General features: G+C 64.8%; 23 protein-coding genes and 1 pseudogene. 12 read left to right on the top strand and 12 right to left on the bottom strand.

Annotation, left to right across the window (positions count from 1 at the left end; translation table 11 throughout):
• The first annotated feature begins 6 nt into the window (after window positions 1–6).
• From NFC73_RS08510 to NFC73_RS08485, 6 genes are all read left to right on the top strand, one after another.
• Entirely contained in the window at window positions 7–429 is a 423-nt protein-coding gene (locus NFC73_RS08510; RefSeq protein WP_254749269.1) for a sarcosine oxidase subunit delta, read from the top strand.
• Complete coding sequence (locus tag NFC73_RS08505) at window positions 426–3,368, top strand: sarcosine oxidase subunit alpha family protein (RefSeq protein WP_254749267.1); 2,943 nt, start codon at window positions 426–428, stop codon at window positions 3,366–3,368. Before NFC73_RS08510 ends, NFC73_RS08505 begins: the two co-directional genes overlap by 4 nt.
• Window positions 3,361–3,996: a sarcosine oxidase subunit gamma gene (locus NFC73_RS08500; protein WP_254749265.1), complete on the top strand. Its 636-nt coding sequence runs from the start codon at window positions 3,361–3,363 to the stop codon at window positions 3,994–3,996. Before NFC73_RS08505 ends, NFC73_RS08500 begins: the two co-directional genes overlap by 8 nt.
• Window positions 3,997–5,370 carry an L-serine ammonia-lyase gene (locus NFC73_RS08495; protein WP_254749263.1) on the top strand — a complete coding sequence of 458 codons (1,374 nt, stop codon included), beginning with the start codon at window positions 3,997–3,999 and terminating at the stop codon, window positions 5,368–5,370.
• Between the two features lie 104 nt (window positions 5,371–5,474).
• Entirely contained in the window at window positions 5,475–6,389 is a 915-nt protein-coding gene (gene pdxS, locus NFC73_RS08490; RefSeq protein WP_308292663.1) for a pyridoxal 5'-phosphate synthase lyase subunit PdxS, read from the top strand.
• Between the two features lie 110 nt (window positions 6,390–6,499).
• Complete coding sequence (locus NFC73_RS08485; RefSeq protein ID WP_254749261.1) at window positions 6,500–8,221, top strand: alkaline phosphatase D family protein; 1,722 nt, start codon at window positions 6,500–6,502, stop codon at window positions 8,219–8,221.
• On the opposite strand, the gene NFC73_RS08480 is transcribed toward NFC73_RS08485, so the two are convergent.
• The 3 genes and pseudogenes from NFC73_RS08480 to NFC73_RS08470 all read right to left on the bottom strand — a co-directional run bounded on the left by NFC73_RS08480 (window position 8,218) and on the right by NFC73_RS08470 (window position 10,632).
• Window positions 8,218–9,057, bottom strand: a complete 840-nt coding sequence (locus NFC73_RS08480; protein WP_254749259.1) for a PhzF family phenazine biosynthesis protein — start codon at window positions 9,055–9,057, stop codon at window positions 8,218–8,220. The two genes, NFC73_RS08485 and NFC73_RS08480, sit on opposite strands and share 4 nt — an antisense overlap.
• Window positions 9,058–9,135: 78 nt before the next feature.
• A pseudogene (locus tag NFC73_RS08475) lies at window positions 9,136–9,489 on the bottom strand (MBL fold metallo-hydrolase); the annotation flags it as partial.
• 36 nt (window positions 9,490–9,525) lie between these two features.
• Window positions 9,526–10,632: an S-(hydroxymethyl)mycothiol dehydrogenase gene (locus NFC73_RS08470; RefSeq protein ID WP_254749257.1), complete on the bottom strand. Its 1,107-nt coding sequence runs from the start codon at window positions 10,630–10,632 to the stop codon at window positions 9,526–9,528.
• A gap of 552 nt (window positions 10,633–11,184) precedes the next feature.
• Here NFC73_RS08470 and NFC73_RS08465 point away from each other — a divergent pair.
• The 3 genes from NFC73_RS08465 (at window position 11,185) to NFC73_RS08455 (ending at window position 14,728) form a co-directional block, all read left to right on the top strand.
• Window positions 11,185–12,495, top strand: a complete 1,311-nt coding sequence (locus NFC73_RS08465) for an MFS transporter (protein ID WP_254749255.1) — start codon at window positions 11,185–11,187, stop codon at window positions 12,493–12,495.
• Window positions 12,496–12,553: 58 nt separating this feature from the next.
• The gene (locus NFC73_RS08460; RefSeq protein WP_254749253.1) at window positions 12,554–13,810 is read left to right on the top strand and encodes an aminopeptidase P family protein; all 1,257 of its coding nucleotides are present in this window, start codon (window positions 12,554–12,556) and stop codon (window positions 13,808–13,810) included.
• Between the two features lie 78 nt (window positions 13,811–13,888).
• Window positions 13,889–14,728: an IclR family transcriptional regulator gene (locus NFC73_RS08455; RefSeq protein WP_254749251.1), complete on the top strand. Its 840-nt coding sequence runs from the start codon at window positions 13,889–13,891 to the stop codon at window positions 14,726–14,728.
• Here NFC73_RS08455 and NFC73_RS08450 read toward each other — a convergent pair.
• The 5 genes from NFC73_RS08450 to NFC73_RS08430 form a co-directional block, all read right to left on the bottom strand.
• Window positions 14,725–15,009: a hypothetical protein gene (locus tag NFC73_RS08450; RefSeq protein ID WP_254749249.1), complete on the bottom strand. Its 285-nt coding sequence runs from the start codon at window positions 15,007–15,009 to the stop codon at window positions 14,725–14,727. The two genes, NFC73_RS08455 and NFC73_RS08450, sit on opposite strands and share 4 nt — an antisense overlap.
• On the bottom strand, window positions 14,996–15,739 hold the full coding sequence (locus NFC73_RS08445; RefSeq protein WP_254749247.1) for a GAF and ANTAR domain-containing protein: 744 nt from the start codon (window positions 15,737–15,739) through the stop codon (window positions 14,996–14,998). The genes NFC73_RS08450 and NFC73_RS08445 overlap by 14 nt, the downstream gene beginning before the upstream one ends.
• A 139-nt stretch (window positions 15,740–15,878) precedes the next feature.
• A complete protein-coding gene (locus NFC73_RS08440) occupies window positions 15,879–16,661 on the bottom strand; it encodes an ANTAR domain-containing response regulator (RefSeq protein ID WP_254749245.1) in 783 nt (260 codons plus the stop codon).
• Between the two features lie 11 nt (window positions 16,662–16,672).
• Window positions 16,673–16,921, bottom strand: a complete 249-nt coding sequence (locus NFC73_RS08435; RefSeq protein WP_254749243.1) for a hypothetical protein — start codon at window positions 16,919–16,921, stop codon at window positions 16,673–16,675.
• Window positions 16,918–17,649, bottom strand: coding sequence for a GAF and ANTAR domain-containing protein (locus tag NFC73_RS08430; RefSeq protein WP_254749241.1), 732 nt, complete (start codon window positions 17,647–17,649; stop codon window positions 16,918–16,920). The genes NFC73_RS08435 and NFC73_RS08430 overlap by 4 nt, the downstream gene beginning before the upstream one ends.
• A 478-nt stretch (window positions 17,650–18,127) precedes the next feature.
• On the opposite strand from NFC73_RS08430, the gene NFC73_RS08425 reads away from it, so the two are divergent.
• From NFC73_RS08425 to NFC73_RS08415, 3 genes are all read left to right on the top strand, one after another.
• Entirely contained in the window at window positions 18,128–18,931 is an 804-nt protein-coding gene (locus tag NFC73_RS08425) for an alpha/beta hydrolase (RefSeq protein ID WP_254749469.1), read from the top strand.
• A 154-nt stretch (window positions 18,932–19,085) separates the two neighbouring features.
• Window positions 19,086–19,811 carry a FadR/GntR family transcriptional regulator gene (locus NFC73_RS08420; protein WP_372494612.1) on the top strand — a complete coding sequence of 242 codons (726 nt, stop codon included), beginning with the start codon at window positions 19,086–19,088 and terminating at the stop codon, window positions 19,809–19,811.
• 80 nt (window positions 19,812–19,891) lie between these two features.
• Window positions 19,892–20,659 (top strand): glucosamine-6-phosphate deaminase, encoded by a 768-nt coding sequence (locus NFC73_RS08415; RefSeq protein WP_254749239.1) that lies wholly within the window; start codon window positions 19,892–19,894, stop codon window positions 20,657–20,659.
• Here NFC73_RS08415 and NFC73_RS08410 read toward each other — a convergent pair.
• Genes NFC73_RS08410 through mmsA form a run of 4 tightly spaced genes read right to left on the bottom strand, consistent with a single transcriptional unit; the run spans window position 20,656 to window position 23,974 of the window.
• On the bottom strand, window positions 20,656–20,868 hold the full coding sequence (locus tag NFC73_RS08410; protein ID WP_254749237.1) for a hypothetical protein: 213 nt from the start codon (window positions 20,866–20,868) through the stop codon (window positions 20,656–20,658). The two genes, NFC73_RS08415 and NFC73_RS08410, sit on opposite strands and share 4 nt — an antisense overlap.
• A 14-nt stretch (window positions 20,869–20,882) precedes the next feature.
• Window positions 20,883–21,092 carry a hypothetical protein gene (locus tag NFC73_RS08405; protein WP_254749235.1) on the bottom strand — a complete coding sequence of 70 codons (210 nt, stop codon included), beginning with the start codon at window positions 21,090–21,092 and terminating at the stop codon, window positions 20,883–20,885.
• 37 nt (window positions 21,093–21,129) lie between these two features.
• Window positions 21,130–22,440: a multiple monosaccharide ABC transporter permease gene (mmsB, locus tag NFC73_RS08400; protein ID WP_254749233.1), complete on the bottom strand. Its 1,311-nt coding sequence runs from the start codon at window positions 22,438–22,440 to the stop codon at window positions 21,130–21,132.
• Window positions 22,441–22,444: 4 nt separating this feature from the next.
• Window positions 22,445–23,974, bottom strand: a complete 1,530-nt coding sequence (mmsA, locus tag NFC73_RS08395) for a multiple monosaccharide ABC transporter ATP-binding protein (RefSeq protein ID WP_254749231.1) — start codon at window positions 23,972–23,974, stop codon at window positions 22,445–22,447.
• Window positions 23,975–24,046 lie beyond the last annotated feature (72 nt).

Here is a 24,046-nt window from a genome sequence, read left to right as displayed (position 1 = left end):
CCGGACATGCTCCTCATTTCATGCCCCAACTGCGGCTCCCGCGACGAGACCGAGTTCCACTACGGCGGCCAGGCCCACGTGGCCTATCCGGAAAACCCGAACGAACTGAACGACCGCGAATGGGCCCAGTTCCTGTTCTACCGCGAAAACACCAAAGGTATTTTCGCGGAGCGTTGGCTGCACAGCACCGGATGCCGCCAGTGGTTCAACATGCTCCGCGACACCGTCACCTACGACATCCAGGCCGTCTACCCGATGGGCACACCCCGGCCCGACGTGACAGTCCCGGCCGGCGCCGAATCCGGCACTGCGAGCCTCGCCGCTGACAGCACCACCACCGGCACCGCGGCGCCCAGCACCGCCACGACAAGCATCGCCGCCAGCACCTCATCTCCCAGCACCACCGCCCCGAAGGGAGCAACCAAGTGACTTCCCAGAACGCCCGCCTCGCCGCCGGCGGACGCATCGACCGCACCATCTCCTGGCGATTCACCGTGGACGGCGAGGAATTCACCGGCCACCCCGGCGACACACTCGCCTCGGCCCTGCTCGCAAACGGCCGGATCGCCGCCGGCAACTCGCTCTACGAGGACCGCCCCCGCGGCATCATGTCCGCCGGCGTTGAGGAATCCAACGCACTGGTCCGCGTTGAAGCCAGGTTCCCGGGCCACGTGGCCGAGTCCATGCTTCCCGCCACCACCGTCACCCTGGTGGACGGCCTGGCCGCAGGCATGCTGAACGGCCTGGGCAAGCTGGACCCGGAAGATGACCGTGCGGAGTACGACAAGAAGTACGTCCACACCGACGTCCTGATCATCGGCGGTGGCCCTGCCGGCCTGGCCGCGGCCCGTGAAGCGGTCCGCACCGGCGCCCGCGTGATCCTGATGGATGACCAGCCCGAACTGGGCGGCTCCCTCCTGTCCGGGTCCACGGCCCCCGGCCTTGCCGAGACCATCGACGGCAAGCCGGCCCTGGAGTGGGTGGCCGACGTGGAAGCCGAACTGGTTTCCGGGGCCGAGTCCACGGTCCTGAACCGCACTACGGCTTTCGGCGCCTACGACGCCAACTACGTCATTGCGGTCCAAAACCGCACCGACCACCTGTCCAGCCCGGCAGCGCCCGGCGTTTCCCGGCAGCGGATTTGGCACGTACGTGCTAATCAGGTGGTGCTGGCCCCCGGCGCCCACGAGCGTCCCCTGGTCTTCGAGAACAACGACCGTCCCGGCATAATGCTGGCCTCCGCCGTCCGCAGCTACCTCAACCGTTACGCCGTCGCCGCTGGCCAGCGCGTGGTCATCAGCACCACCAACGACAGCGCCTACGCGCTCGCCGCGGACCTGCGGGCCGCCGGCGTCAAGGTGGCGGCCGTGGTCGACGCCCGCCCCGCCCTCACGCAGGTGGCAGCAGCCGCTGTCGAATCCGGCACCCGGGTCCTGATCGGCAGTGCCGTTGCCAACACAGCGGCCGGCGATGACGGCCGGCTGTTCGCCGTCACCGTCCGCAGCATCAACGACGACGGCGAACTCACCTCCGGCGTCGAAGAGATCGCCTGCGACCTTCTGGCAGTCTCCGGCGGCTGGAGCCCGCTGGTGCACCTCCACTCCCAGCGGCAGGGCAAGCTGCGCTGGGACGATGAACTGGCCGCTTTCGTGCCAAGCACCATAGTTCCGAACCAGCAGACCATCGGCTCCGGACGCGGCAGCTTCGAACTTGCCGACGTCCTTGCCGAGGGCATTTCCGCCGGCGCCGCCGCGGCCATCGCCGCGGGATTCGCGTCGGAAACCAAACCGTCAGTCCTCGGCGAACCGAAAGCTTCGGGTCCGACCCGCCAGCTCTGGCTGGTACCGGGCCAGGACGGCACCCCGGATGACTGGCACCACCACTTCGTGGACTTCCAGCGGGACCAGTCAGTGGCTGACGTGCTGCGGTCCACCGGTGCCGGCATGCGGTCCGTGGAGCACATCAAGCGGTACACCTCCATCAGCACCGCCAACGACCAGGGCAAGACCTCCGGCGTCAACGCGATCGGCGTCATCGCCGCCGCGCTCCGGAGCGCTGGCGAAGCGTCCCGCGGCATCGGCGACATCGGCACCACCACGTACCGGGCACCGTTCACTCCGGTGGCATTCGCAGCACTGGCCGGACGCCAGCGCGGCGAGCTGTTCGACCCCGCCCGCGTCACGTCGATCAACCCGTGGCACGTGGCCCAGGGCGCACTGTTCGAGGACGTGGGGCAGTGGAAGCGCCCCTGGTACTACCCGCAGACCGGGGAAGACATGGACGCGGCGGTGCTGCGCGAATGCGCTGCCGTCCGCGACTCCGTCGGGTTCATGGATGCCACCACCCTCGGCAAGATCGAAATCCGCGGCAAGGATGCCGGTGAGTTCCTCAACCGGATCTACACCAACGCGTTCAAGAAGCTCGCCCCGGGTTCGGCCCGCTACGGCGTGATGTGTATGGCGGACGGCATGATCTTCGACGACGGCGTGACCCTGCGCCTGGACGATGACCGTTACTTCATGACCACCACCACCGGCGGCGCCGCGAAGGTGCTGGACTGGCTGGAGGAATGGCTGCAGACCGAGTGGCCCGAGCTCGACGTGCACTGCACCTCGGTGACCGAACAGTGGTCCACCATTGCCGTCGTCGGGCCTAAATCCCGCGCGGTCCTGGCCAAGGTGGCCCCCGAACTCGCCAAGGACGGCGGGCTGGAAGCCGACGCCTTCCCGTTCATGACCTTCCGCGAAACCACCCTCGCCTCAGGCGTGCAGGCCAGGGTCTGCCGGATCTCCTTCTCCGGCGAACTGGCCTACGAGATCAACGTGCCGTCCTGGTACGGGTTGAACACCTGGGAAGCCGTGGCCGCGGCGGGCGCCGAATTCAACATCACCCCCTACGGCACCGAAACCATGCACGTGCTCCGCGCCGAAAAGGGCTATCCGATCGTCGGGCAGGACACCGACGGCACCGTCACCCCGCAGGATGCGGGCATGGAATGGGTGGTCTCCAAGGCAAAGGACTTCATCGGTAAGCGCTCCTACGCCCGGGCCGATGCCCGGCGCGAGGACCGCAAGCACCTGGTCAGCGTCCTGCCCGTGGACGGCACCATCCGGCTGCCCGAAGGCACCCAGCTCGTGGAAAAGGGCATCAGCACCAGCCCCGCCTACGGCCCAGTCCCCATGGAGGGATTCGTCACCTCGAGCTACCACAGCGCCGCCCTGGGCCGCTCATTTGGGCTGGCACTGATCAAGAATGGCCGCAACCGCATCGGCGAGACCCTGGTGGCCGCAGCCGGCGACCGACTGGTTGATGTTGTTGTCGCAGAAACCGTACTTTTTGACCCCGAAGGGACCCGCAAAGATGGTTAATTCAGCAGCACTCGAAGGCATCAATGGACTCCGGGACATCCGCCGGAGCCCCGCCTCCCACCTGGCCCCGGCACTGGTGGCAGGCTCCGTCCAGGGCAAGGTTGTCCTGGCCGAGGGCCCCTTCCAGACCATGGCCGGGATCCGCGTGGACCCGCGCTCCGAGGAAGGGGCACGGATCGCTGCTGTTGCCGGCGGCTTGCCGGCACGCTGCGGCCACGTGGGCGGCGCCGACGGCGTCAGCGTCCTCTGGCTGGGACCGGCGGAGTTCCTGGTGGTTGCACCCGAAGAGGCCCATGACTCCCTGGGCGGCAACCTCCTCGGGTCCCTCACCGAAGCGCTGGGTGACGCCCCCGGCCAGGTGGTGGACCTGTCCGCCAACCGCACCACGTTTGAACTGTCCGGTCCCCGCGCCCGGGCCGTCCTGGAAAAAGGCTGCGCCCTTGACCTGCACCCGCGCAGCTTCACCCCGGGAACCGCCCTGAACACCGAGGTGGGCAACATCCCGGTGGTGCTGCAGAAGACCGGGGAGGAAAGCTTCCGGCTTTTCCCCCGCGCCTCCTTCGCAGACTTCCTGGGCCGGTGGCTCCTCGATGCAATGCGCGAGTATGCCTCGCCAGAGGTCCCCTAAGTGGCACTCAGCGTCCTGGACCTCTTCTCCGTCGGTATCGGGCCCTCGTCGTCGCACACGGTGGGCCCGATGCGGGCGGCGAAGCTCTTCGCCGACGGACTCAAGGGCGACGGGCTGCTGAGCGCCACCAGGCGCGTGCAGGCTGAGCTGTTCGGTTCGCTGGGTGCCACCGGGCGGGGCCATGGCTCGGACAAGGCCGTGGTCCTGGGCTTCAAAGGACTGGACCCGGAAACCGTGGACACCGCAACGGCGGACGACCTGGTGGCTGCCGCGGCCCTCGACGCCGAACTCCTGGTGGGTGGCCACCACCGGGTGGACTTTAACTGGGACGAGGACGTGGTGCTGCACCGGCGCAAGTCCCTCCCGGCCCACCCCAACGGTATGACCTTCCGTGCCCTGGACCACGCCGGGGCGGTGCTGAGCGAACGGAGTTTCTACTCGATCGGCGGCGGCTTTGTGGTGGACGGCGATGCCGGCGGCGAAGACAGGGTGGTGGCGGACTCCACCGTCCTCCCCTACCCCTTCACCACCGCCGACGAACTCCTGGCGATCTGCAAGCGCGAGGGCATGTCCATCTCCGACGTGATGCTCGCCAACGAACTCACATGGCGCAGCGAAGCGGAACTCCGGGAAAAACTGTTGGCACTCTGGGCAGTCATGCGCGAATGTGTGGACAACGGTTGCGCCGCGGAAGGGATTCTTCCAGGCGGCCTTAACGTCAGGCGACGGGCGCCGTCGTTGTTCCAAACCCTGACGGCAGACACCGGAGTGACTGACCCGCTCCGGGCGATGGAGTGGGTGAATCTGTTCGCTCTGGCCGTGAACGAGGAAAATGCCGCTGGCGGCCGGATCGTCACCGCACCTACGAACGGCGCGGCCGGCATCGTCCCCGCGGTGTTGCATTACTACGTGAAGTTCGTGCCCGGCGCCAACGACGACGGCGTGGTTCGTTTCCTGCTGGCCGCCGCCGCAGTCGGAATTCTGTTCAAGATCAACGCCTCCATCTCCGGTGCGGAGGTTGGGTGCCAGGGCGAGGTGGGCTCGGCCTGCTCCATGGCGGCCGCAGGCCTGTGCGAAGTCCTCGGCGGAACGCCCGAGCAGGTGGAGAACGCCGCCGAAGTAGGGATCGAACACAACCTCGGCCTGACCTGCGACCCCGTAGGCGGCCTGGTACAGATTCCATGCATCGAACGGAACGCCATCGCCAGCGTCAAAGCCATCAACGCCGCGCGGCTGTCCCTCCATGGGGACGGCAGCCACAAAGTGTCCCTGGACAAAGCGATCAAGACCATGCGGGAGACCGGCGCCGACATGAAAAGCAAATATAAGGAGACGTCCCGGGGTGGCCTTGCGGTAAACGTCATCGAATGCTGACTCGGTGAAATACGTCTGGCCCCGGGTGTGCACATGCCCCCCGGGGCCAGTCCCTTAACTCGAATGCCTGGCTTCGCAGGCGCCCCGTCCCCTTGGAGCAAGAAGTGACCTTAAAACGACTCCCCTACGAACATGTCGCTGTTACGGGCAGCAACCGCGTCAAGCGCGGCATGGCTGAGATGCTCAAGGGCGGCGTCATCATGGACGTCGTCAACGTTGAACAGGCCCGCATCGCCGAAGACGCCGGTGCCGTTGCAGTGATGGCGCTGGAACGCGTTCCGGCCGATATCCGTGCCCAGGGCGGCGTGTCCCGCATGTCGGACCCGGACATGATCGACAAGATCATCGCAGCCGTCTCCGTCCCGGTCATGGCCAAGGCCCGGATCGGCCACTTCGTGGAGGCCCAGGTCCTGCAGTCGTTGGGCGTGGACTACATCGACGAGTCCGAGGTCCTGACCCCGGCCGACTACGTCCACCACATCGACAAATGGAACTTCACCGTTCCCTTCGTCTGCGGCGCCACGAACCTCGGTGAGGCGCTGCGCCGCATCAACGAAGGCGCGGCCATGATCCGTTCCAAGGGTGAGGCCGGCACCGGCGACGTCTCCAACGCCACCGGCCACATGCGCCAGATCCGCGCAGAGATCGCCAAGCTCGCGGCCCTGCCCGAGGACGAGCTCTACGTCGCGGCCAAGGAGCTGCAGGCCCCGTACGAACTGGTCAAGGAAGTCGCAACCACCGGCAGGCTCCCCGTGGTGGTGTTCACCGCCGGCGGCATCGCCACCCCGGCCGACGCTGCGATGATGATGCAGCTCGGCGCCGACGGCGTGTTCGTCGGCTCCGGCATCTTCAAGTCCGGCAACCCGGCCCAGCGTGCTGCCGCCGTCGTCAGGGCTACTGCCTATTATGACGACCCGGACGTCATCGCCAAGGTCTCCCGCGGCCTGGGCGAAGCCATGGTGGGCATCAACGTGGACGAGATCCCGCAGCCGCACCGCCTCGCCGAGCGCGGCTGGTAAAGCGGAGTGGATTTCAGGTCCGGGTCCAGGCAGCAGTGCCTTGGGAGTTATTTCCTTGGTTCCCGGCTGCCCGTATGGTTGCCGCGGGCCGGAACGGGTACAACTGAGTGATGACGACTTCGCCCCTGGTGTTGGGCCCCATGATGCGGTACGTGGACGAGACTTCTGCCAGCATCTGGGTGGAGACCCGGGGCGATTCCCGTGTTTCCGTCCGGGCCGGTGACCGCAGCTGGGAGGCCCGGACCTTCGCCGTGCACGGCCACCACTATGCCCTGGTGGAGGCGGACGGGATGGAGCCGGGATCAGTGCTGCCCTACACGCTGGACATCGATGGCGAACAGGTCTGGCCCGCTCCGGATTCCGGGTTTCCGCCGCCGGTAATCGCCACGCTGAAGCCCGGAAAACCGTTGCGCCTGGCCTTCGGCTCCTGCCGCACCAGCGTCCCGCACGACGCGACCGGCAACCGGACCCACGGCGTCGATTCGCTCCGTGCCTACGCGCTGGCGATGGCTTCCGACACTGACCTGCCGTGGCCGGACCTCGTCGCCTTCCTCGGGGACCAGGTGTACGCCGACCTGACCAGCGAGCAGATGCAGGAGTTCATCCGCGCCCGCCGGGACATCGAGGCACCGCCCGGCGAGGAGCTCAAGGACTACGAGGAATACGCCCACCTCTACAACCTCGCCTGGTCCGATCCGGCAAACAGGTGGCTGCTGTCCACCCTGCCCAGCGCCATGATCTTTGACGATCACGACATCCGCGACGACTGGAATGCATCGCTGAGCTGGAAGCAGAAGATGGAAGCCACCTCGTGGTGGCATGGGCGTATTGTCTCCGGGCTGGCCTCCTACTGGGTGTACCAGCATCTGGGAAACCTGTCCCCGCAGGAGCGGCGTGACGATGCCGTCTGGCAGTTGATCGCCGGGCACCGGAGCGAAGCCGAACCCGACGTCAGCGCCGAACTCGACAGTTTCGCGGAACGCGCGGACCGGGACCCGGAATCCTACCGGTGGAGCTTTTGCCGGGATTTCGGGGATACCAGGCTGATCGTGGTGGACTCACGCGCCGCAAGGAACCTGGCACCGGAACGCCGTGCCCTTCTTGACGATGCGGAAATGGCCTGGCTCGACGGCCGGATGCGCGGCGGATTCCGCCACCTGCTGGTGGCAACGTCACTGCCTTTCCTGCTTCCGATGGGCCTGCACCACGTCGAGTCGTGGAATGAGGCCGTGTCCGAAGGCGCGTGGGGGGAACGTCCCGCCCGGGCCGGCGAGAAGCTGCGCCAGGCCGTTGACCTGGAACACTGGGCCGCCTTCCAAAAAAGCTTCCGGCAGGTGGCTTTGATGGCGGCCGAGGTGGCCGATGGCAAACGCGGCCCGTCCCCGGAAACTGTCACCTTCCTGTCCGGGGACGTGCACTTCTCCTATGTGGCGGAGGTGGTGCGGTCCTCGGGCAGCCGGATCGTCCAGGCCGTCTGTTCCCCGATCCGCAACCCCCTTCCCCGCCTGATGAGGTACTTCGGGGCCGTCATGGCGTATGGCCTGGCGTCTCCGGTAGGTGCCTTGGTGGCCCGCTCGGCGCGGGTGCCGGACCCGCCGTTCCGCTGGAAACGCGTCGAGGGACCCTGGTTCAACAACAACCTGGCCAGCCTGGAGGTTGTTCCGGAGGGGCTGAAGCTGTGGTGGCAGACCGGCGTAGTGGACGCCGGTGATGAACTGCACCCGCGACTCGAACAAGTGGCATCCGTTACCGTGGCCTCCCGGGAGAAAGGCGGGAGGCCACCTGCCGGGAGGGGTCTGGACAGGCCCCACCGGCGCGCGGAACAAACCTAGCCAGCAAGACCTCCAACAGCCAGGGACACAGTACCTTCCAGGTACCGCACGCACGTGCCGGACAGCAGCGTGCGCTCCCCTTCCACGCGGCAGAGCACTGTGCCGCCGCGTGCCGAGAGCTGGCGGGCGGACAGGACCGTGCTGCCCAGCCTGCCGGCCCAGAGCGGTGCCAGCTGGGAGTGCGCCGAACCGGTCACTGGGTCCTCATCGATACCCGCACGGGCGCCGAAGAACCGTGAGACGAAGTCGTGGCCGGTCCCGTTACCCGCCGCGGTGACGACGACGCCCCGCACCGGCAGTTTCGCAAGCGCCCCGAAGTCAGGGCTCAGGTTGCGCACGGTCTCGGCATCCCTGACGACATGGATGAGGTCGGTTGCCAGGAAAGCCTCGAGGGCCGGGACCCCGAGGGCTTCTGATACGGAGGGGTCCACGGCCACCGGTTCGGGCATCTCGGACGGGAAGTCCAGGATGTAGCCGTCGCCGTCGCGTTCCACAAAAAGCCAGCCACTGCGGCTCCAGAACTGCAGCCGCTTGGCGTCCGGGTGGACGTCGGTGAAGAGGTACGACGCCGTGGCCAGCGTCGCGTGCCCGCAGAGGTCTACTTCAATGGCGGGCGTGAACCAGCGGAGGTGGTAGGCCGGCTGTGACAGGTCGAAGGCAGGGGCCTCGGCGGGGATATCCGCCACGATGAAGGCCGTCTCGGAGAGGTTGTTCTCCACGGCGAGCAGTTGGAGGACGCCGTCTTCCAACCAGCTTTCCAGGGGCATCACGGCTGCAGGGTTGCCTTCGAAGGGCTGGGTGGCGAACGCATCGATCTGGATCAGGGGTATGTGCATGCCATCCACCGTAGCGGCGAACTGGACTGGAAAAATATAGCCAGTTTGCGAAAGTGGCCTGCCGTCGGCGGCTCGGGCTCAGCCGCCGGCGCTCTGCACCGACTCAGCAGATTCCACTGGGTCCGCCAGCGGTGCCGGGGTTTCCCGCTCGGCCCCGATGGTGGTGTCGTCGCCGTGGCCTGTGCGGACCACGGTCTCGGGAGGCAGTGTCAGGAGCCGTTCCCGGATGGAGGCCAGGATGGTGGGGTAGTGGCTGTAGGACCTTCCAGTGGCGCCTGGCCCGCCGTTGAAAAGTGTGTCCCCGGCGAAGACCGTTCCCTCGCTTTCGAGGTAGAAGCAGGTGGAGCCGGGGGAGTGGCCGGGCGTGTGGATTGCTCGCAGCGTTGCGCCGCCAACCGCGAACACCTCGCCGTCGCTGATGCTGTTATCTGGCAGCGCCCGAGATGACCAGCTTCTCGATGGTGACTGTCATGAGAGCTCCTTCAGAGACTGAATTTCAACCACGGAGCGCAGGACCTTGCCTTCGTGCATCTTGGCGAAGGCCTCCTCCACCTGGTCGATGGTGATGCGCTCGGTGACGAAGGCGTCCAGGTCCAGGTTGCCCTGCTTGTAGTGCGCCACCAGCATCGGGAAATCACGGGAGGGCAGGCAGTCCCCGTACCAGGAGGACTTCAGGGACCCGCCGCGGCCAAAGACATCCAGGAGCGGCAGTTCAAGTTTCATCTCCGGCGTTGGAACGCCTACCAGCACCACCCGGCCGGCGAGGTCGCGGGCGTAGAACGCCTGCTTGTACGTTTCGGGGCGTCCGACGGCGTCAATCACCACGTCCGCTCCGTTGCCGCCGGTGAGCTCCCGGATTTTCTCCACAGGGTCCGTCGTGGAGGAGTCCACGCCGTGGGTGGCCCCGAGGGTCCTGGCCATGGCCACCTTGTTGGCGTCGATGTCCACGGCGATGATGGTGGTGGCCCCGGCCAGCCTGGCGCCGGCGATCGCGGCGATGCCCACCCCGCCGCAGCCGATCACCGCCACCGATTCGCCGCGCTTGACCTCGCCGGTGTTGATGGCCGCGCCGATGCCGGCCATCACGCCGCAGCCGAGCAGCCCGATGGCGGCGGGATCGGCGTCGTCGTCAATCTTGGTGCACTGCCCGGCGGCGACCAGGGTCTTTTCCGCGAAGGCGCCGATGCCCAGCGCAGGGGAGAGTTCCGTGCCGTCCTCAAGCGTCATCTTCTGCGTCGCGTTGTGGGTGTTGAAGCAGTACTGCGGCTGGCCCTTGGCGCAGGCACGGCATTCGCCGCACACGGCACGCCAGTTCAGGATCACGCGGTCGCCGGGGGCCACCTCGGTGACGCCGGGACCGACGGCGCTGACCACACCGGTGGCCTCATGGCCCAGCAGGATGGGGAAATCGTCGGTGATGCCGCCCTGCTTATAGTGCAGGTCGGTATGGCAGACGCCGCACGTGAGGACGTCCACCAGGGCCTCGCCCGGCCCCGGATCCGGCACCAGGATGGTCTCCACCGAGACCGGCGCATTCTTTTCCTTGGCAATGACTGCCTTGACTCTGTGAACCATTAGCTGGTGTTCCTTTCCTGAGCCCAGGGACTCCTGGGCGACGGCGCTCCGGACAATCCAGCCGACCGTGGGGTTCAAAAAGTTCTCACGCGGCAGCTCCGTGCCCCTCAATCGCTGGTTGCCGGGCTGGATTTATTGCGTATTACACAACACGATGCACATGGCGCGTACTCAAAAATATGTCAGCAGTCATGAAGGGTGTCAATAGAACGCTCTTGTGCTGCGTTCTGCCGGCGTCCGAGCGAGGGTATGGATGCGTGCCATTACCGCAACATGTTGTCATTCTACGCAACCGAGCGCCTTGTTGTCTCTGACAGCGCGCCACTGGGTAGTCGGATGCTGTTCTCACGTGAACCCTGTGACGATCCGCAAAATAGCCATTGACTGTGTTGCTGATCACGCTTATTCTATTGCAACAGCGTTGCGCTGACTGCAACCCCAAACAAACTTGGTGGATACATGAGTAACGAAACTTCCTCTCCCGCTCGTGCGGGAGGCCGTGGCCCACAACCGCATGATGTAAACGACGGACACCGGGCCGGCCGCAGCACCATGAGCGGCCAGAATCTTGAACCCGCTGACAACGTGGTCAGCAAAGAAACGCGCCGCAGAGTCATTGCGGCCAGCTTCATCGGCAACTTCGTTGAATGGTTCGACTACGCCGTTTACGGCTATCTTGCCGTCACGATTGCCACGGTCTTTTTCCCTGAATCAGATCCCCAGACCGGGCTTCTGCTGACCTTCGCCCTATTTGCGATTTCATTCCTGGTGCGACCGCTCGGCGGGTTCGTCTGGGGCCACATCGGCGACAGGGTGGGCCGGCGGACGGCCCTCTCCCTTTCGATCTTGATCATGTCAGGAGCAACCTTCTGCATAGCCCTCATTCCGGGCTATGCCACGATCGGCATCTGGGCTCCCATCCTGCTTCTGGTCATCCGGGTAGCCCAGGGCTTCTCCGCCTCTGGTGAATACGCCGGAGCGTCGGCCTTTCTGGTCGAGTACGCTCCCGCCAACAAGCGCGGCCTATACGCCGCGGTTGTTCCCGCCAGTACCGCGGCCGGCCTGCTCCTCGGCTCCCTGATCGCAGGCCTGTTGACAGTGCTTCTGAGTTCCGATGCCATGCAGAGCTGGGGTTGGCGCCTGCCGTTCCTGCTCGCAGCCCCTATGGGATTGATCGGCCGCTACATCCGGACCAAGCTCGAAGACACCCCGGTGTTCCGCGAGCTGGCAGCGGAGGACGAGGCAATCAAGGCACCCGTGTCCAGCCTGTTCCGGAACCACTGGCGGCAGCTGCTGCAGGCCGTCGGCGCCGTGCTGCTCAACGCCGTCGGGTTCTACGTGATCCTCAGCTACATGCCCACCTATTTGTCCTCGGAGCTGGGCCTTGGCGAAACCGAATCGTTCCTTGCGACCACCATCGCACTGGTCACATACATCGGCTTTATCTTCCTGACCGGCATGCTTTCAGACCGGTACGGACGCAAGAAAGTGCTGATCAGTGCATCCATCGCCTTCATTGTGCTGACCGTGCCCGCCTTCGCACTGCTGGGAACCGGGAATTTCCTGGTCATCGTCCTCGTGCAGATCCTGCTGGGAGCGATGCTCACCCTCAATGACGGAACACTTCCCAGCTTCCTGGCGGAGATGTTCCCCACTCGCGTCCGCTACAGCGGCTTCGCGGTCAGCTTCAACCTCTCCAACGCCCTGTTCGGCGGAACTGCACCGTTCATGGCAACGCTCCTGATCGCTGCCACTGCCAGCGACCTCGCCCCGGCCTGGTACCTCGTCGCCGCGGCAGTCATCTCCCTGATCGCCGTTTCACTGTCCAGGGAAACCTGCAAAGAACCGCTGCGCCACGAATAGCCAACCTCTTTCAACAGCTTCCACCTCAAGCAAAACCGCACCACTGAAAGGCACCACCATGACCACCACAGCATCCGAGAACGCAACGTCCGTCGCCGAACTGGAGCGGCTCAAGGTCCTGAAGAACGGCGGGAAAGTCAGCCTCACCTTCTCTGACGCCGAGTTCGAGCGCCGTCTCGCCGGCCTCCGCCGCATCATGGCGGAGAAGGAGCTGGACGCCGTCGTCCTCACCAGCTACCACTCCATCAAGTACTACTCCGACTTCCTGTTCACCACGTTCGGCCGCCCCTACGCCATGGTGGTGACCAAGGACGACAACGTCACTGTTACGGCCAATATCGACGCCGGCATGCCCTGGCGCCGCAGCTTCGGCGACAACATCATCTACACGGACTGGCGCCGGGACAACTACATCTTCGCCATCCAGGAGGTCCTGCGGACCCGCGGCATCAGCCCGCGCCGGCTCGGCGTGGAAGACGACTCGCTGCCGCTGGATAACCGCAACAAGATCCAGGCCGCTTTCTCCGGCGCCACGCTCGTGGACATCGCCCAGGCCGCGATGCGCCAGCGCATGATCAAGTCAACGGAGGAAATCGAGGTCATCAAGCACGGTGCCCGGATCGGCGACCTCGGCGGCGAAGCCATCCGCAACGCCATCACCGCTGGCATCACGGAATACGAGGTGGCCCTGGTCGGCACTGAGGCCATGGTCCACGAGATCGCCCGGACGTTCCCCAACTCCGAAATCCGGGATACCTGGGTCTGGTTCCAGTCCGGCATCAACACCGACGGCGCCCACAACTGGGCCACCACCCGCAAGATCCAGGAACACGACATCCTGTCCCTGAACTGCTTCCCCATGACCTCCGGCTACTACACGGCCCTGGAGCGCACCCTGTTCTACGGTGAACCCGATGCCCGCTCCCTGGAACTGTGGAACATCAACGTTGAGGTCCACAAGCGCGGCTTGGAACTCATCAAACCCGGCGCGGTGTGCAAGGACATCGCCGCGGAGCTCAACGAAATCTACGTTGGCCACGGGCTCCTCGCCAACCGCACATTCGGCTACGGACACTCCTTCGGCGTCCTCAGCCACTACTACGGCCGCGAAGCCGGACTGGAACTCCGCGAGGACATCGACACCGTCCTGGAGCCGGGCATGGTGGTCTCCATGGAGCCCATGATTACTGTCTTGGACGGCCAGCCGGGCGCCGGCGGCTACCGCGAACACGACATCCTGGTGGTGGGAGAAGACGGCGCCGAGAACATCACCAAGTTCCCGTTCGGCCCCGAGTACAACATCATCGGAGCCTAAGTCCTCCACCCGGGGAGGCGGCGCCGTGTCTGACGCGGCGCCGCTTTCCGCTCAGTATGCGCAATGATAGTGAGCATCATGACCACATCAGATTCCAATGACACCAACGGCAGCGACAGCAACGGCAAGGGTGACACCAAAGGCGCCTCAGTCATCGTCAACGCCATCGCCGTGCTTCGCTCATTCACGGCCGACGAACCCTTGCTTGGCGTGACGGAGATCGCCAATCGGGTGGGCCTGCACAAGAGCACCGTGTCACGGATCCTGGCCACCTTCGAACAGGAAAACCTCGTGGAACGTGATGTGGACACACGCCGTTTCCGCCTCGGTCTTGGCCTGATCGCCGTCGCCGGCCCGTTGCTGGCAGAACTGGAGGAGCGGCGCGTCGCCTATCCCGTCCTGCGCGAACTCACGGAACTGACTGGCGAAACCAGCGCGCTGATGATGTGGGAGGGCAACGAGTCGATCTGCGTGGAGCAGATTGCCAGCCGCCACCAGATCAAGCACACTGCGCCGCTGGGGGCGCGGTACAACGACGCGTTGAGCTCCTCGGTTCAGGTTTTCCTGGCAACGCAACCGGAGGAGAGGGTTCGGTCCCTCCTGCGCAGCGGGGCCATTACTTACCCCGGACTGGATGAGGCTTCCCTCGAGGACTATCTGCTCCGCCTCAAAAACGACTCCAGTCGGGGCTGGGCCATCAACTACGGCGAATCCTCCATGGATGAAGTCGGCGTTGCCGCCCCCGTCTACGATCACCGAGGCGACCTTGTGGCGGCAGTCCTCATCCCGGCCCCGCGGTTCCGTGTCTCCAAAGAGCGCCTGCAGATCCTCGGCGAGTCCTGCATGGCTGCGGCGGACAAAGTCACCGCAAGGCTGGGCGGCAGCGCCCCCGCCGCCATCAAACGCTCTCTGACTTAATCTTCGGACCGCGGTGGATCTTCAGACCCCAGCTCGTCCGAATAGGGCGCGCGGGGGCCGGCCTGGTCATTGAAGAGTTCATTTGCCGCCATGGCCAGGAGGTCCCGCTGCAGTTCGGGCAGGGACAGAAGTCCCTGCAGGTAGGCCTCCACTTCATACTCGCCCACAGATCCGCCGATGCCGAAGTAGTAAAGCCACAGGTCACCTGTGCTGACTTGTGCTGCTGTCAATGCTGCCTGGAGCCTGCGGCGTTGCTCCGGTTCGCTGCTATCGAAGCCCATCACTACTGCCTCTACGCGGGTGGGAGGCCACGCCGGCCAAGACATTGGCGCTGACGTCCTTTAGCGTGCTGCGGGTCGCGCGGGCCTGCCGCATCAGCTGCTGCAGGGCAGCGTCCTCGGCAATGGCGTGGCGCTCCATGAGGATTCCGCAGGCCCGGTTAATAAGGTCCCTGCTGAAGAGGGCCGTTTGAAGGCCCGCACTGATGCGTTCCGGAGTTTCGGCGGTCTGGATATGGGACAGAAGGGTTGCCGCGGGTGAGGCAAAAAGCTCCATGAGGGCAGCGGTGGCATCCTCAAAAGCGCCGGGCGTGGCGGCGTAAATCTTCATGGCACCTATGGCCTGCCCGTCGGCGATCAGCGGGGTGCTGATCACTGAGCGGATCGGGAAGTCAACGACGGCGGCGCTCCAGTTTGGCCAGCGGGCTTCAGTTGCAACGTCATGGATGAGGATGCTCTCCTGGGTGGCCCAGGCTGTCAGGCAAGGCCCCTGGACCAGCTCATACTGAAGGGCGTCGGCGCGTTCCACCATACTGCCGGTAAAACCGGAACTAACAGGGCGGGCATGGGGATCAAGGATTGAGACCCCTGCCCCAAGAGTCCCCGGGATGGAATCCGTGACGGCGCGGGAGAGATGCTGGACGGCGTGATCGACTTTTTCTGCCGTGAGGAGCAGCCCCATGATCCTGCCCAGGGCAGTGGATAGTTCATCCAGGGGATACTTTTTGGTCATTTTTTGCCTCCGGCCATTCTGCGTGACCGGCCTCCGGCGGGCCGGATGAGCCTGTTTGTGACCGTTCAGCGCTTCAGGTAAAGCCTAACGTGTGTGGTGGGCTGCGTACCCGGAACCTGCACGGATTCAGGCTGTTTGGCTATTCATCGTAGGTGGTGGGGAATTCCCGTTCGCCGCCAATTCCGGAAATGATCATGGCGGCCACCTCCTTTAGTTTGATGTTGCGGTGACTGGACGCCTTGACCAATATCTGGAATGCCGCATCGCGGTTACAACGGTTCTGCGCCATGATGGCCCCGATGGCTGTGTCAATGACAGTGCGGGATTTCAGGGCGGCGGCGAGGTCGTCACGCGCGTCGCGCAACTGTGCGATGTTCAGTGCAAGGTCCAGCGCCTTGGTGGCGATGCCCGTCAGGCCGATGGCCGCATCAATCCCGTACTGCGGGAAGCCATCCGTGTTGGGGGAGTAGAGGTTAATCACCGCCTGCGCAGGAGCCTGCAGATGCAGTGGTACAGCCAGGATGGATCCGATGCCCATCTGGCGGGCAGCCTCGTTGTACTTCGGCCAACGGACATCGGCGTCCAGATCCGGGACGTGGACCATCGACGCTGTCCGAAGGGCTGTCAGGCAGGGTCCATGGCCGATGCTGTTTTGCAGTTCGTCCAGATTCCGCGCACTCATGTCACTGCTGGCCACGGCGACCGGGCGCTTCTGCCGGACTACCGTGATCCCGCAGGACAGGTGGTTCCCGGGTTGTGACAGTTGCCTCGCAAAAATCGCGGCGGTGTCCGTCAGGAATTCACGGACGTCGGAGCTTGCCAGGACGAGGTCCTGCAGGTGGAGCACAAAGTCGTGCAGGCCGGCGTCGGGAAGTCCATCTTTGCCGGATTGGGGCTCTCGGATATCAAAGTCCTGGGACATGCGCACTTCCTTCACGGTCCGTCCGCCGTGGTCTCCTTGATGGCGGTCTGGATGAGATCCATCTGCAGCGGGGCCAATTCCATCAGCTCGTGCAGATAGGCGTCCACTCCGAGCTGATCGACGTTTCCCCCGATCCCGTAATAGTAGGTCCATAGCCCCGGGAGGCTGATGTTCCCGCTCTGGAACTCGGCGGCCGCAAACTTGCGCCGGTCCTTTGCCGAAGGCAGGCTGGGGGTGCCCAGTCCGCCGTCGTCCATCATTTCTCCCCGCCTCCGGTGATGACGGGGATATCTGACGCATGGTGCAGGATGTCCCCGGCGATGTCATGCAGGCGGCGGTTGCTGCTGCGGGAGGCAAGGTGCAGGAGCTTGACGGCGGTTTCATGGCTGCAGCGGTTCTGCATCATGATCAGGGCCACGGCCGAGTCCACAACGGCCCGGGACCGCAGCGCCGACCTCAAATGATCCGGGTATGGGTCCGAAGGGTGCACACGGATTGCCAGCCGCAGGATCCGGGAAAGCGATGCAGCGTGCTCCTCAATGGCGGTCACCGTGTCCGGGGCAAACGTATTCAGCTGGGTGGAGTAGCAGTTAAGGGCGGAGCGGGAACCGTTGTCGGTGGGGATGGGGACGGCCAGGATTGTCCGGATGCCTTCGTCTGCGACCGCCCCGGCATACCAGGCCCAACTCTCGTCCGCCTGAAGATCACGGATGAGGACTGTGCGCTGCTCCCGCAGCGCCGTAAGGCAGGGACCATCGTCGAATGCGTACTGGCGTTCGTCCAGGCTCCGGGCCATCTCCGTGCTGCTGGCTACCGTCACGGGCCCGGTCTCCCGTTCCACTGTGATGGCACACAGCAGCGGCGTCACCCCGCCCAGCAAGGACGCGGAAATCGCTGTCAGTCCCAAGAGGAATTCGGTGAAGCCCGGACTTTCAAGGAGTAGGTCCTGCAATTGCTCCGCCGTCGGCAGGGCATCATTCTCGGCCATGCGGCCTCAATTCCAAGCATCGCCCGGGTCACACGACCCGGCTGGCGGCTGAGCGCTCTCTTCGCGCACGGCCCGTATATTCAACCCCGGACCTACATGCCACCCCGAAATCTCCTACTACTGACACTACGCCCTTCCAGGGCCGCCGCCTGTGGTCCCGGCGAAGTATTAGAGGCCGGGAGCGCCACGGAGCGCCCGCAGGAAACGCGCGACGGCGGCTGTTGCGTCCCAGTAGTCCCTCCAGGTCATCCCGTGGGTGGAATTCAGGGGCACAAATCTTCCGGTTTCCTGCTCGGCGGCTTTGCCGGGAGGCACCACGCTGTAGGCTCGGCACATGGCTGATCTGCGGCGTCGGACGTTTGTCTTTCGCACGCTGGTTGGTGCGGCTGCCGCGGCGGCCGTTGGGATTCTCGGTGCCGCGTGTTCGCCCGGCGCCGAGCCGGACGGTACCGCCGGCGGCGGTGCCAAGGGGGATGCAGTGAAGCGGCACAAGTACCAGTACGGCGAGGACGCCAGCCAATGGGGCGAGCTTTTCCTGCCGGAGCTGCCGGCCGGCGGCGAGCACCGCGGCGTGGTGGTGGTGATCCATGGCGGCTACTGGCGCTCGCAGTACGGCGCAGAGCTGGGGGAGCCCATCGCCAAGGACCTGGCCGCCCATGGCATGGCCGCCTGGAACCTTGAATACCGCCGGGCCGGAAGCGGCGGCGGCTGGCCAAACACCTTCATTGACGTGCTGGCCGGTATCGACAAGCTGGGCGACCTCGCGGCCAAGCATGCCCTGAGCCTGGGTCCTGTGGTGGCCCTGGGTCATTCAGCAGGCGGGCATCTGGCCGCCTGGGCTGCCGGCCGGGGGAAGCTTGCCCAGCTGGGAATGCCGGATGCTGACCGCCAGGTGCCCCGCACCCCAGATGCCTCCGCGGTGCACCTCACCGGAGTGGTCAGCCAGTCCGGCTTGCTCAACTTGGCCGAGGCGGAGAAGCTGAACCTCAGCAACGGTGCGGTGAGCAACCTCCTGGGCGGGTCGTCGTCGAAATATCCGCACCGCTACAGATACGCCGACCCCATGACCGCCCTTCCGCTGGCCGTGCCGGTCATCGCTGTCCACGGGTCCGAGGACACCACCGTTCCCCTGGGCCAGTCCGAGTCCTATGTGAACGCTGGAAGCACGGCAAACATGGATACCCGGCTGGTCAGGGTTCCCGGGGACCACTACGCCCTGATCGACCCCAAAACGCCTGCCTACCGGGCATGCCGCGAGGTTGTTCGGTCCCTTTTGGGTTAGATTCGGCGCTCCTGGGTTAGATTGGGTCCTCCGGGTTAGAACTGCTTAAAACAGATTCCCCGATTCTAGACATTGGACGTCCCATCTCCTGTACTCTTGAGGTGTAGGACGAGTCGCGACCCCTCAGCGCGGCAAGGAGGAGACCCACGTGGCCATCGCATCGCAAGAAGTATCGCCCGCCCGTTTCAGTGCGCAGCTCCGTTCGCATGCCCTGCAGACGCGGATCATGGACCTCATACTGGAGCGCGGCCTGGACGTCGGTGACGCGCTGCCCACTGAAAGTGAGCTCTCCGCCGAACTCGGCGTGGGCCGCAACACCGTTCGCGAGTCCCTGAAAGTGCTGCAGGCGCTGGGCGTCATCGAGATCCGGCACGGCTTCGGCATGTTCGTTGCACCCAACAACTTCAGCGCCCTGGTGTCCGGCCTGACGTTCCGTGGCCGGCTGTCCCTGCGCCACAAGGGCGAAGAAGCCATGGAGCTCATCGATGTGCGCCAGGCCCTCGAATCCGGACTGATCGGATCCGCCATTGACCTGCTCACCGACGAGCACGTGGCCGACCTGCGGTCCACCATGGAAGCCATGGAGGACGCGGCCAAGAAAGGGGAACCGCTGCATGAGCACGACGCCGAGTTCCACCGCCGCCTGTACGCCCCCCTTAACAATGATCTGCTGATCAACCTCATGGATGTGTTCTGGCAGGTTTACCGCAAGATCCACCTGGCCATCGGTACCGGCCCGGTCAACCTCGAGCAGCAGACCCAGGACCACTGGGATATTTTCGAGGCTGTGGCCAACAAGGACAAGGCCCTTGCTTCCGAACGCCTGCAGCGCCATTTTGACGGCATCCGCCTGAAACTCAAGGACGTCGCGGCCGCCTAGCCTGTTTTCCCTCAGCCTTTCCTTCGCCGCCTGCGCCCGGCGGACTTAGCCTTGCCCTTTTCGTAGAGAGTGCCTTTGCCGTGGAAATTTTCGTTGTGCCTACCGCCTCAGCTACCGGTTCCGTCGCCGCCGGGATCCTCGCTGCCGTCATCCGCAGCAAGCCCGACGCTGTACTGGGCGTGGCCACGGGCGGCTCGCCGCTGCCCATCTACGCGGCGCTCGCCAACCATCGGCTGGACATGTCCTCCGTCCGGGCTTTCGCCCTCGACGAGTACGTGGGCCTGCCCGCCGGACATCCCGAAAGCTACGCCGAAGTTGTCCGGCGCGAAGTGACTGGGCGGCTGCACCTGGATCCCGCCAACGTAGCGGTGCCGGACGGGAGCGCCGCAGACCCCGAGGCTGCCGCCGCTGATTACGACGCGGCCATTGCCGGTGTTGGCGGCGTCGACGTGCAGATCCTTGGCATCGGCCACAATGGCCATCTGGCCTTCAACGAGCCCGGCTCCGCCCTGGACTCCCGGACGCGTGTGGAAGTCCTCACGGAACGCACCCGCGAGGCGAACGCCCGCTACTTCAGCACCCCGGAAGAAGTGCCGCTCCGCTGCATCACGCAGGGACTGGGCACCATCCTGGAAGCACGCCATCTCCTGCTGGTGGTCAACGGCGCGGACAAATCCGGTATCCTGGCCGCCGCCCTCAACGGGCCGGTCACTTCCGACTGCCCGGGCTCGGTCCTGCAGCTGCACGCGCACGTGACGGTGGTGGCCGACGAAGCCGCAGCGTCTCAGCTGGCGCAGGGGAGCGGACAGGTCGCCGTTCGGGTGTCCGGGGCGGCCGCCAGCGTCTAAGGCTTGTTGGTTTGCCCTTGCGGCCGAACCTCGTAATTGTCCGACTTTGCCACCATTTGCCGGCCGTGGTTGCCGTTGAATTTCAGCCACATCACTGACGAGTCCCCTGCCACGGCCTCAACTTCGCCGGTACGGACAACGCTCCCCCCAGAGCGCAGTTCCACCCAGCTTCCAATGAGCTGATCCCAGTCACCGGTGGCTTCGTCCACGATTCCGCCAGCCTTCAGCAAACCAGTTCGTGGGTCATCCCGAAAGGAACCTGGTCTGACAGTGTTGCGGTGTAGCGGCCAGGAGCGACCCGGGTTACCAGGATGCCGTGCGTGCCTGTCAGGAGGGCGACTTCCTGAAGGCGCCGGACGGCGGCATCCAGCTCTTCGTCCAGAAGGTGCCGGCTGGCGACATCTATCTCAATGCGGTCCATGGGGGCAGACATATCGGTTCCTTGTTGGTTGTTGCGGTACGTTTCTTCGTTACTCAGGCTTGGCTGCGGAAACGGGGACCGGGCGATCCTTCGACGGGTCCGTCGTCCCTGCGGGTGCCTGGGATTCCGTGGTGGCCGGCGGGGACGTCCTGAACTTGAACCGCTTCCCGATAGTGCTGCCGCCGCCACCGTTGCGGTTCTTATTGAAAATGTCGAAGCCGACGGCCAGCAGGAGGACCAGCCCCTTGATGAGCTGCTGGTAATCGGTGCCAAGGCCCAGGATGGACATGCCGTTGTTCAGCACGCCCATGATCAGGCCACCGATCATGGCACCGGCCACCGTGCCGATGCCGCCCTGGACGGCGGCGCCGCCGATGAATGCAGCGGCGATGGAGTCCAGTTCGAAGCCGGTGCCGCCGGCCGGCTGTGCCGAGTTGAGCCTTGCCGTGAACACCAGGCCTGCCAGTGCCGCCAGGACGCCCATGTTGACGAAGAGCCGGAAGGTGACGGCTTTGGTCTTGACCCCGGACAGCTCTGCTGCGTGCAGGTTGCCGCCGATCGCGTAAGTATGGCGGCCGAAGACACTGTTGTTCATCAACGCCGTGTACACGATCACCAGGACTGCCAGCACGATCAGGACGATCGGGGTGCCCCGGTAGCTTGCGAGGAGGAACGTGATGATCAGCATGAGAAGGGCAACGAACGTGGTCTTGGTCGCGAACCAGGCCATGGGTTCGTTTTCGAGATCGAACTTTTTGCGGATCCGGCGTTCCTTTAGCGCCTGGATGAGCAGCGCAACAGTGGCGCCCACGCCCAGGATGACGGTCAGCCATTCCAGCACTGACGTGCCCCCGGAGATGTCCGGGAGGAAGCCGCCGCCCAGGGCCCGGAGTTCGGAGGGGAACGGGGTGATCTGCTGGTTCTTCAGGGTGATCAGGGTCAGGCCGCGGAAGATCAGCATGCCGGCGAGCGTGACGATGAACGCCGGGATGCCTACGTAGGCGATCCAGTATCCCTGCCACGCCCCGACGAGCGCTCCCACCAGGAGGCAGGCCGGGATGGCCAGCCACCAGGCCCAGCCCCAGTGGACCATCATGACGCCGGCAACGGCGCCGATGAAGCCGGCGATCGATCCCACCGAGAGGTCGATGTGGCCGGCAATAATCACCATGACCATGCCGATGGCGAGGATGAGGATGTAGCTGTTCTGGACCACCAGGTTGGTGACGTTCTGCGGCTCGAGGAGGATGCCGTTGGTCAGTATCTGGAACAGCAGGACGATCAGGATCAGGGCAACGAAGATGCCAACCTGCCGGAGGCGGCTTGTCAGGAAGCCGAGGGATTCTCGTAGGGCGGACATGGTCCTATTCCTTCTCTTTGGTCATGTAGTGCATGAGGGTTTCCTGGGATGCTTCGGCGATGGGCACCTCGCCGGTGATATGGCCTGCCGACAGGGTGTAGATCCTGTCGCAGATGCCGAGGAGTTCGGGCAGTTCCGAGGATATGACAATGACAGCTTTTCCCTCCGCCGCGAGCCTGGCGATGATCGTGTAGATCTCGAATTTGGCGCCGACGTCGATCCCGCGGGTGGGCTCATCGAGGATCAGCACGTCCGGGTCCGAGAACATCCACTTGCTGAGCACCACCTTCTGCTGGTTTCCGCCGGACAGCTTGCCGGTGATGGCAGCAACTGAGGGCGCCTTGATGTTCATGCTCTTGCGGTAGCCGTTGGCCACCACCGTTTCCCGGTTCTTGTCCACCCAGCCGCCCTTGACCAGCTTGCGGAGCGCGGCCATGGAGATGTTCCGCTGGATATCCTCAATGAGGTTCAGGCCGTAGTGCTTCCGGTCTTCGGTGGCATACGCGATCCCGTGCCCGATCGCCTGAGACACGGTGGAGGTGTTGATTTCCTTGCCGTGCTTGTACACCTTCCCGGACACCGCCGTGCCGTAAGTGCGTCCGAAAACGCTCATGGCCAGCTCGGTCCGGCCCGCTCCCATCAGGCCCGCGAGGCCCACCACTTCGCCCTTGCGGACGTTGAGGCTGGCGTTGTGCACCACCATGCGTGTGTGGTCCTGGGGGTGCCTGACGGACCAGTCCTCGATCCGCAGGACTTCCTCCCCGATCTTCGGGTCCCGGTCCGGGTAGAGGCTTTCCAGGTCCCGGCCCACCATGCCGCGGATAATCCGTTCCTGCGTGATCTGGCCTTCATCGAGCCGGAGCGTCTCGATGGTTTTGCCGTCGCGGATGATGGTGACGGCGTCTGCGACTCTGCGGATTTCGTTGAGTTTGTGGCTGATGATGATGCTGGTGATGCCCTGGCCCTTCAGATGCAGGATCAGGTCCAGGAGATGGCCGGAGTCCTCGTCGTTGAGCGCGGCGGTGGGCTCGTCCAGGATGAGGAGCTTGACTTCCTTCGAGAGCGCCTTGGCGATTTCCACCAACTGCTGCTTGCCCACGCTGATGTGCTGGACAGGTGTGATGGGGTTTTCGCTCAGGCCCACCCTGGCCAGCAGTTTGGCGGCCTCCAGGTTGGTCTTCCGCCAGTCCACCCAGCCGTTCCTGGCCTGCTCGTTTCCGAGGTAGATGTTTTCGGCGATCGAGAGGTAGGGGCTCAGGGCGAGCTCCTGGTGGATGATGACGATGCCGCGTTTCTCGCTGTCATTGATGCTGGAGAAGTTGCAGGGCTCGTTTTCGAAAAGGATGTCCCCGTCGAAGGAGTTGTGCGGATAGACCCCGGACAGGACTTTCATCAGGGTGGACTTGCCCGCCCCGTTCTCTCCGCAAATGGCGTGGACCTCGCCACGGTTCACGTCGAGGGTGACATCCTGCAGGGCCTTCACGCCCGGAAAGGTTTTGGTGATTCCTCGCATTTGAAGAATGGGTGTGTTCATCGTCAATTCCCACTGACTGGTTGGAAAACTGGACCGGTCTGCGGCTGCAGGGGCCTACGGGAAGGGGTTGCA

It is taken from the genome of Pseudarthrobacter humi (assembly GCF_024294965.1).
Classification (GTDB): domain Bacteria; phylum Actinomycetota; class Actinomycetes; order Actinomycetales; family Micrococcaceae; genus Arthrobacter; species Arthrobacter humi.
Note: the sequence above shows the minus strand (reverse complement) of the source record. Positions and strands in the feature narration are given on the sequence as shown.

Coding starts and splice junctions, on each gene's coding strand:
- NFC73_RS08510 (WP_254749269.1), top strand. CDS start 7: ATGCTCCTCATTTCATGCCCCAACTGCGGCTCCCGCGACGAGACCGAG.
- NFC73_RS08500 (WP_254749265.1), top strand. CDS start 3,361: ATGGTTAATTCAGCAGCACTCGAAGGCATCAATGGACTCCGGGACATC.
- NFC73_RS08485 (WP_254749261.1), top strand. CDS start 6,500: ATGACGACTTCGCCCCTGGTGTTGGGCCCCATGATGCGGTACGTGGAC.
- NFC73_RS08480 (WP_254749259.1), bottom strand. CDS start 9,057: ATGCACATACCCCTGATCCAGATCGATGCGTTCGCCACCCAGCCCTTC.
- NFC73_RS08470 (WP_254749257.1), bottom strand. CDS start 10,632: ATGGTTCACAGAGTCAAGGCAGTCATTGCCAAGGAAAAGAATGCGCCG.
- NFC73_RS08465 (WP_254749255.1), top strand. CDS start 11,185: ATGAGCGGCCAGAATCTTGAACCCGCTGACAACGTGGTCAGCAAAGAA.
- NFC73_RS08460 (WP_254749253.1), top strand. CDS start 12,554: ATGACCACCACAGCATCCGAGAACGCAACGTCCGTCGCCGAACTGGAG.
- NFC73_RS08455 (WP_254749251.1), top strand. CDS start 13,889: ATGACCACATCAGATTCCAATGACACCAACGGCAGCGACAGCAACGGC.
- NFC73_RS08450 (WP_254749249.1), bottom strand. CDS start 15,009: ATGGGCTTCGATAGCAGCGAACCGGAGCAACGCCGCAGGCTCCAGGCA.
- NFC73_RS08445 (WP_254749247.1), bottom strand. CDS start 15,739: ATGACCAAAAAGTATCCCCTGGATGAACTATCCACTGCCCTGGGCAGG.
- NFC73_RS08440 (WP_254749245.1), bottom strand. CDS start 16,661: ATGTCCCAGGACTTTGATATCCGAGAGCCCCAATCCGGCAAAGATGGA.
- NFC73_RS08435 (WP_254749243.1), bottom strand. CDS start 16,921: ATGATGGACGACGGCGGACTGGGCACCCCCAGCCTGCCTTCGGCAAAG.
- NFC73_RS08430 (WP_254749241.1), bottom strand. CDS start 17,649: ATGGCCGAGAATGATGCCCTGCCGACGGCGGAGCAATTGCAGGACCTA.
- NFC73_RS08405 (WP_254749235.1), bottom strand. CDS start 21,092: ATGTCTGCCCCCATGGACCGCATTGAGATAGATGTCGCCAGCCGGCAC.
- mmsB (WP_254749233.1), bottom strand. CDS start 22,440: ATGTCCGCCCTACGAGAATCCCTCGGCTTCCTGACAAGCCGCCTCCGG.
- mmsA (WP_254749231.1), bottom strand. CDS start 23,974: ATGAACACACCCATTCTTCAAATGCGAGGAATCACCAAAACCTTTCCG.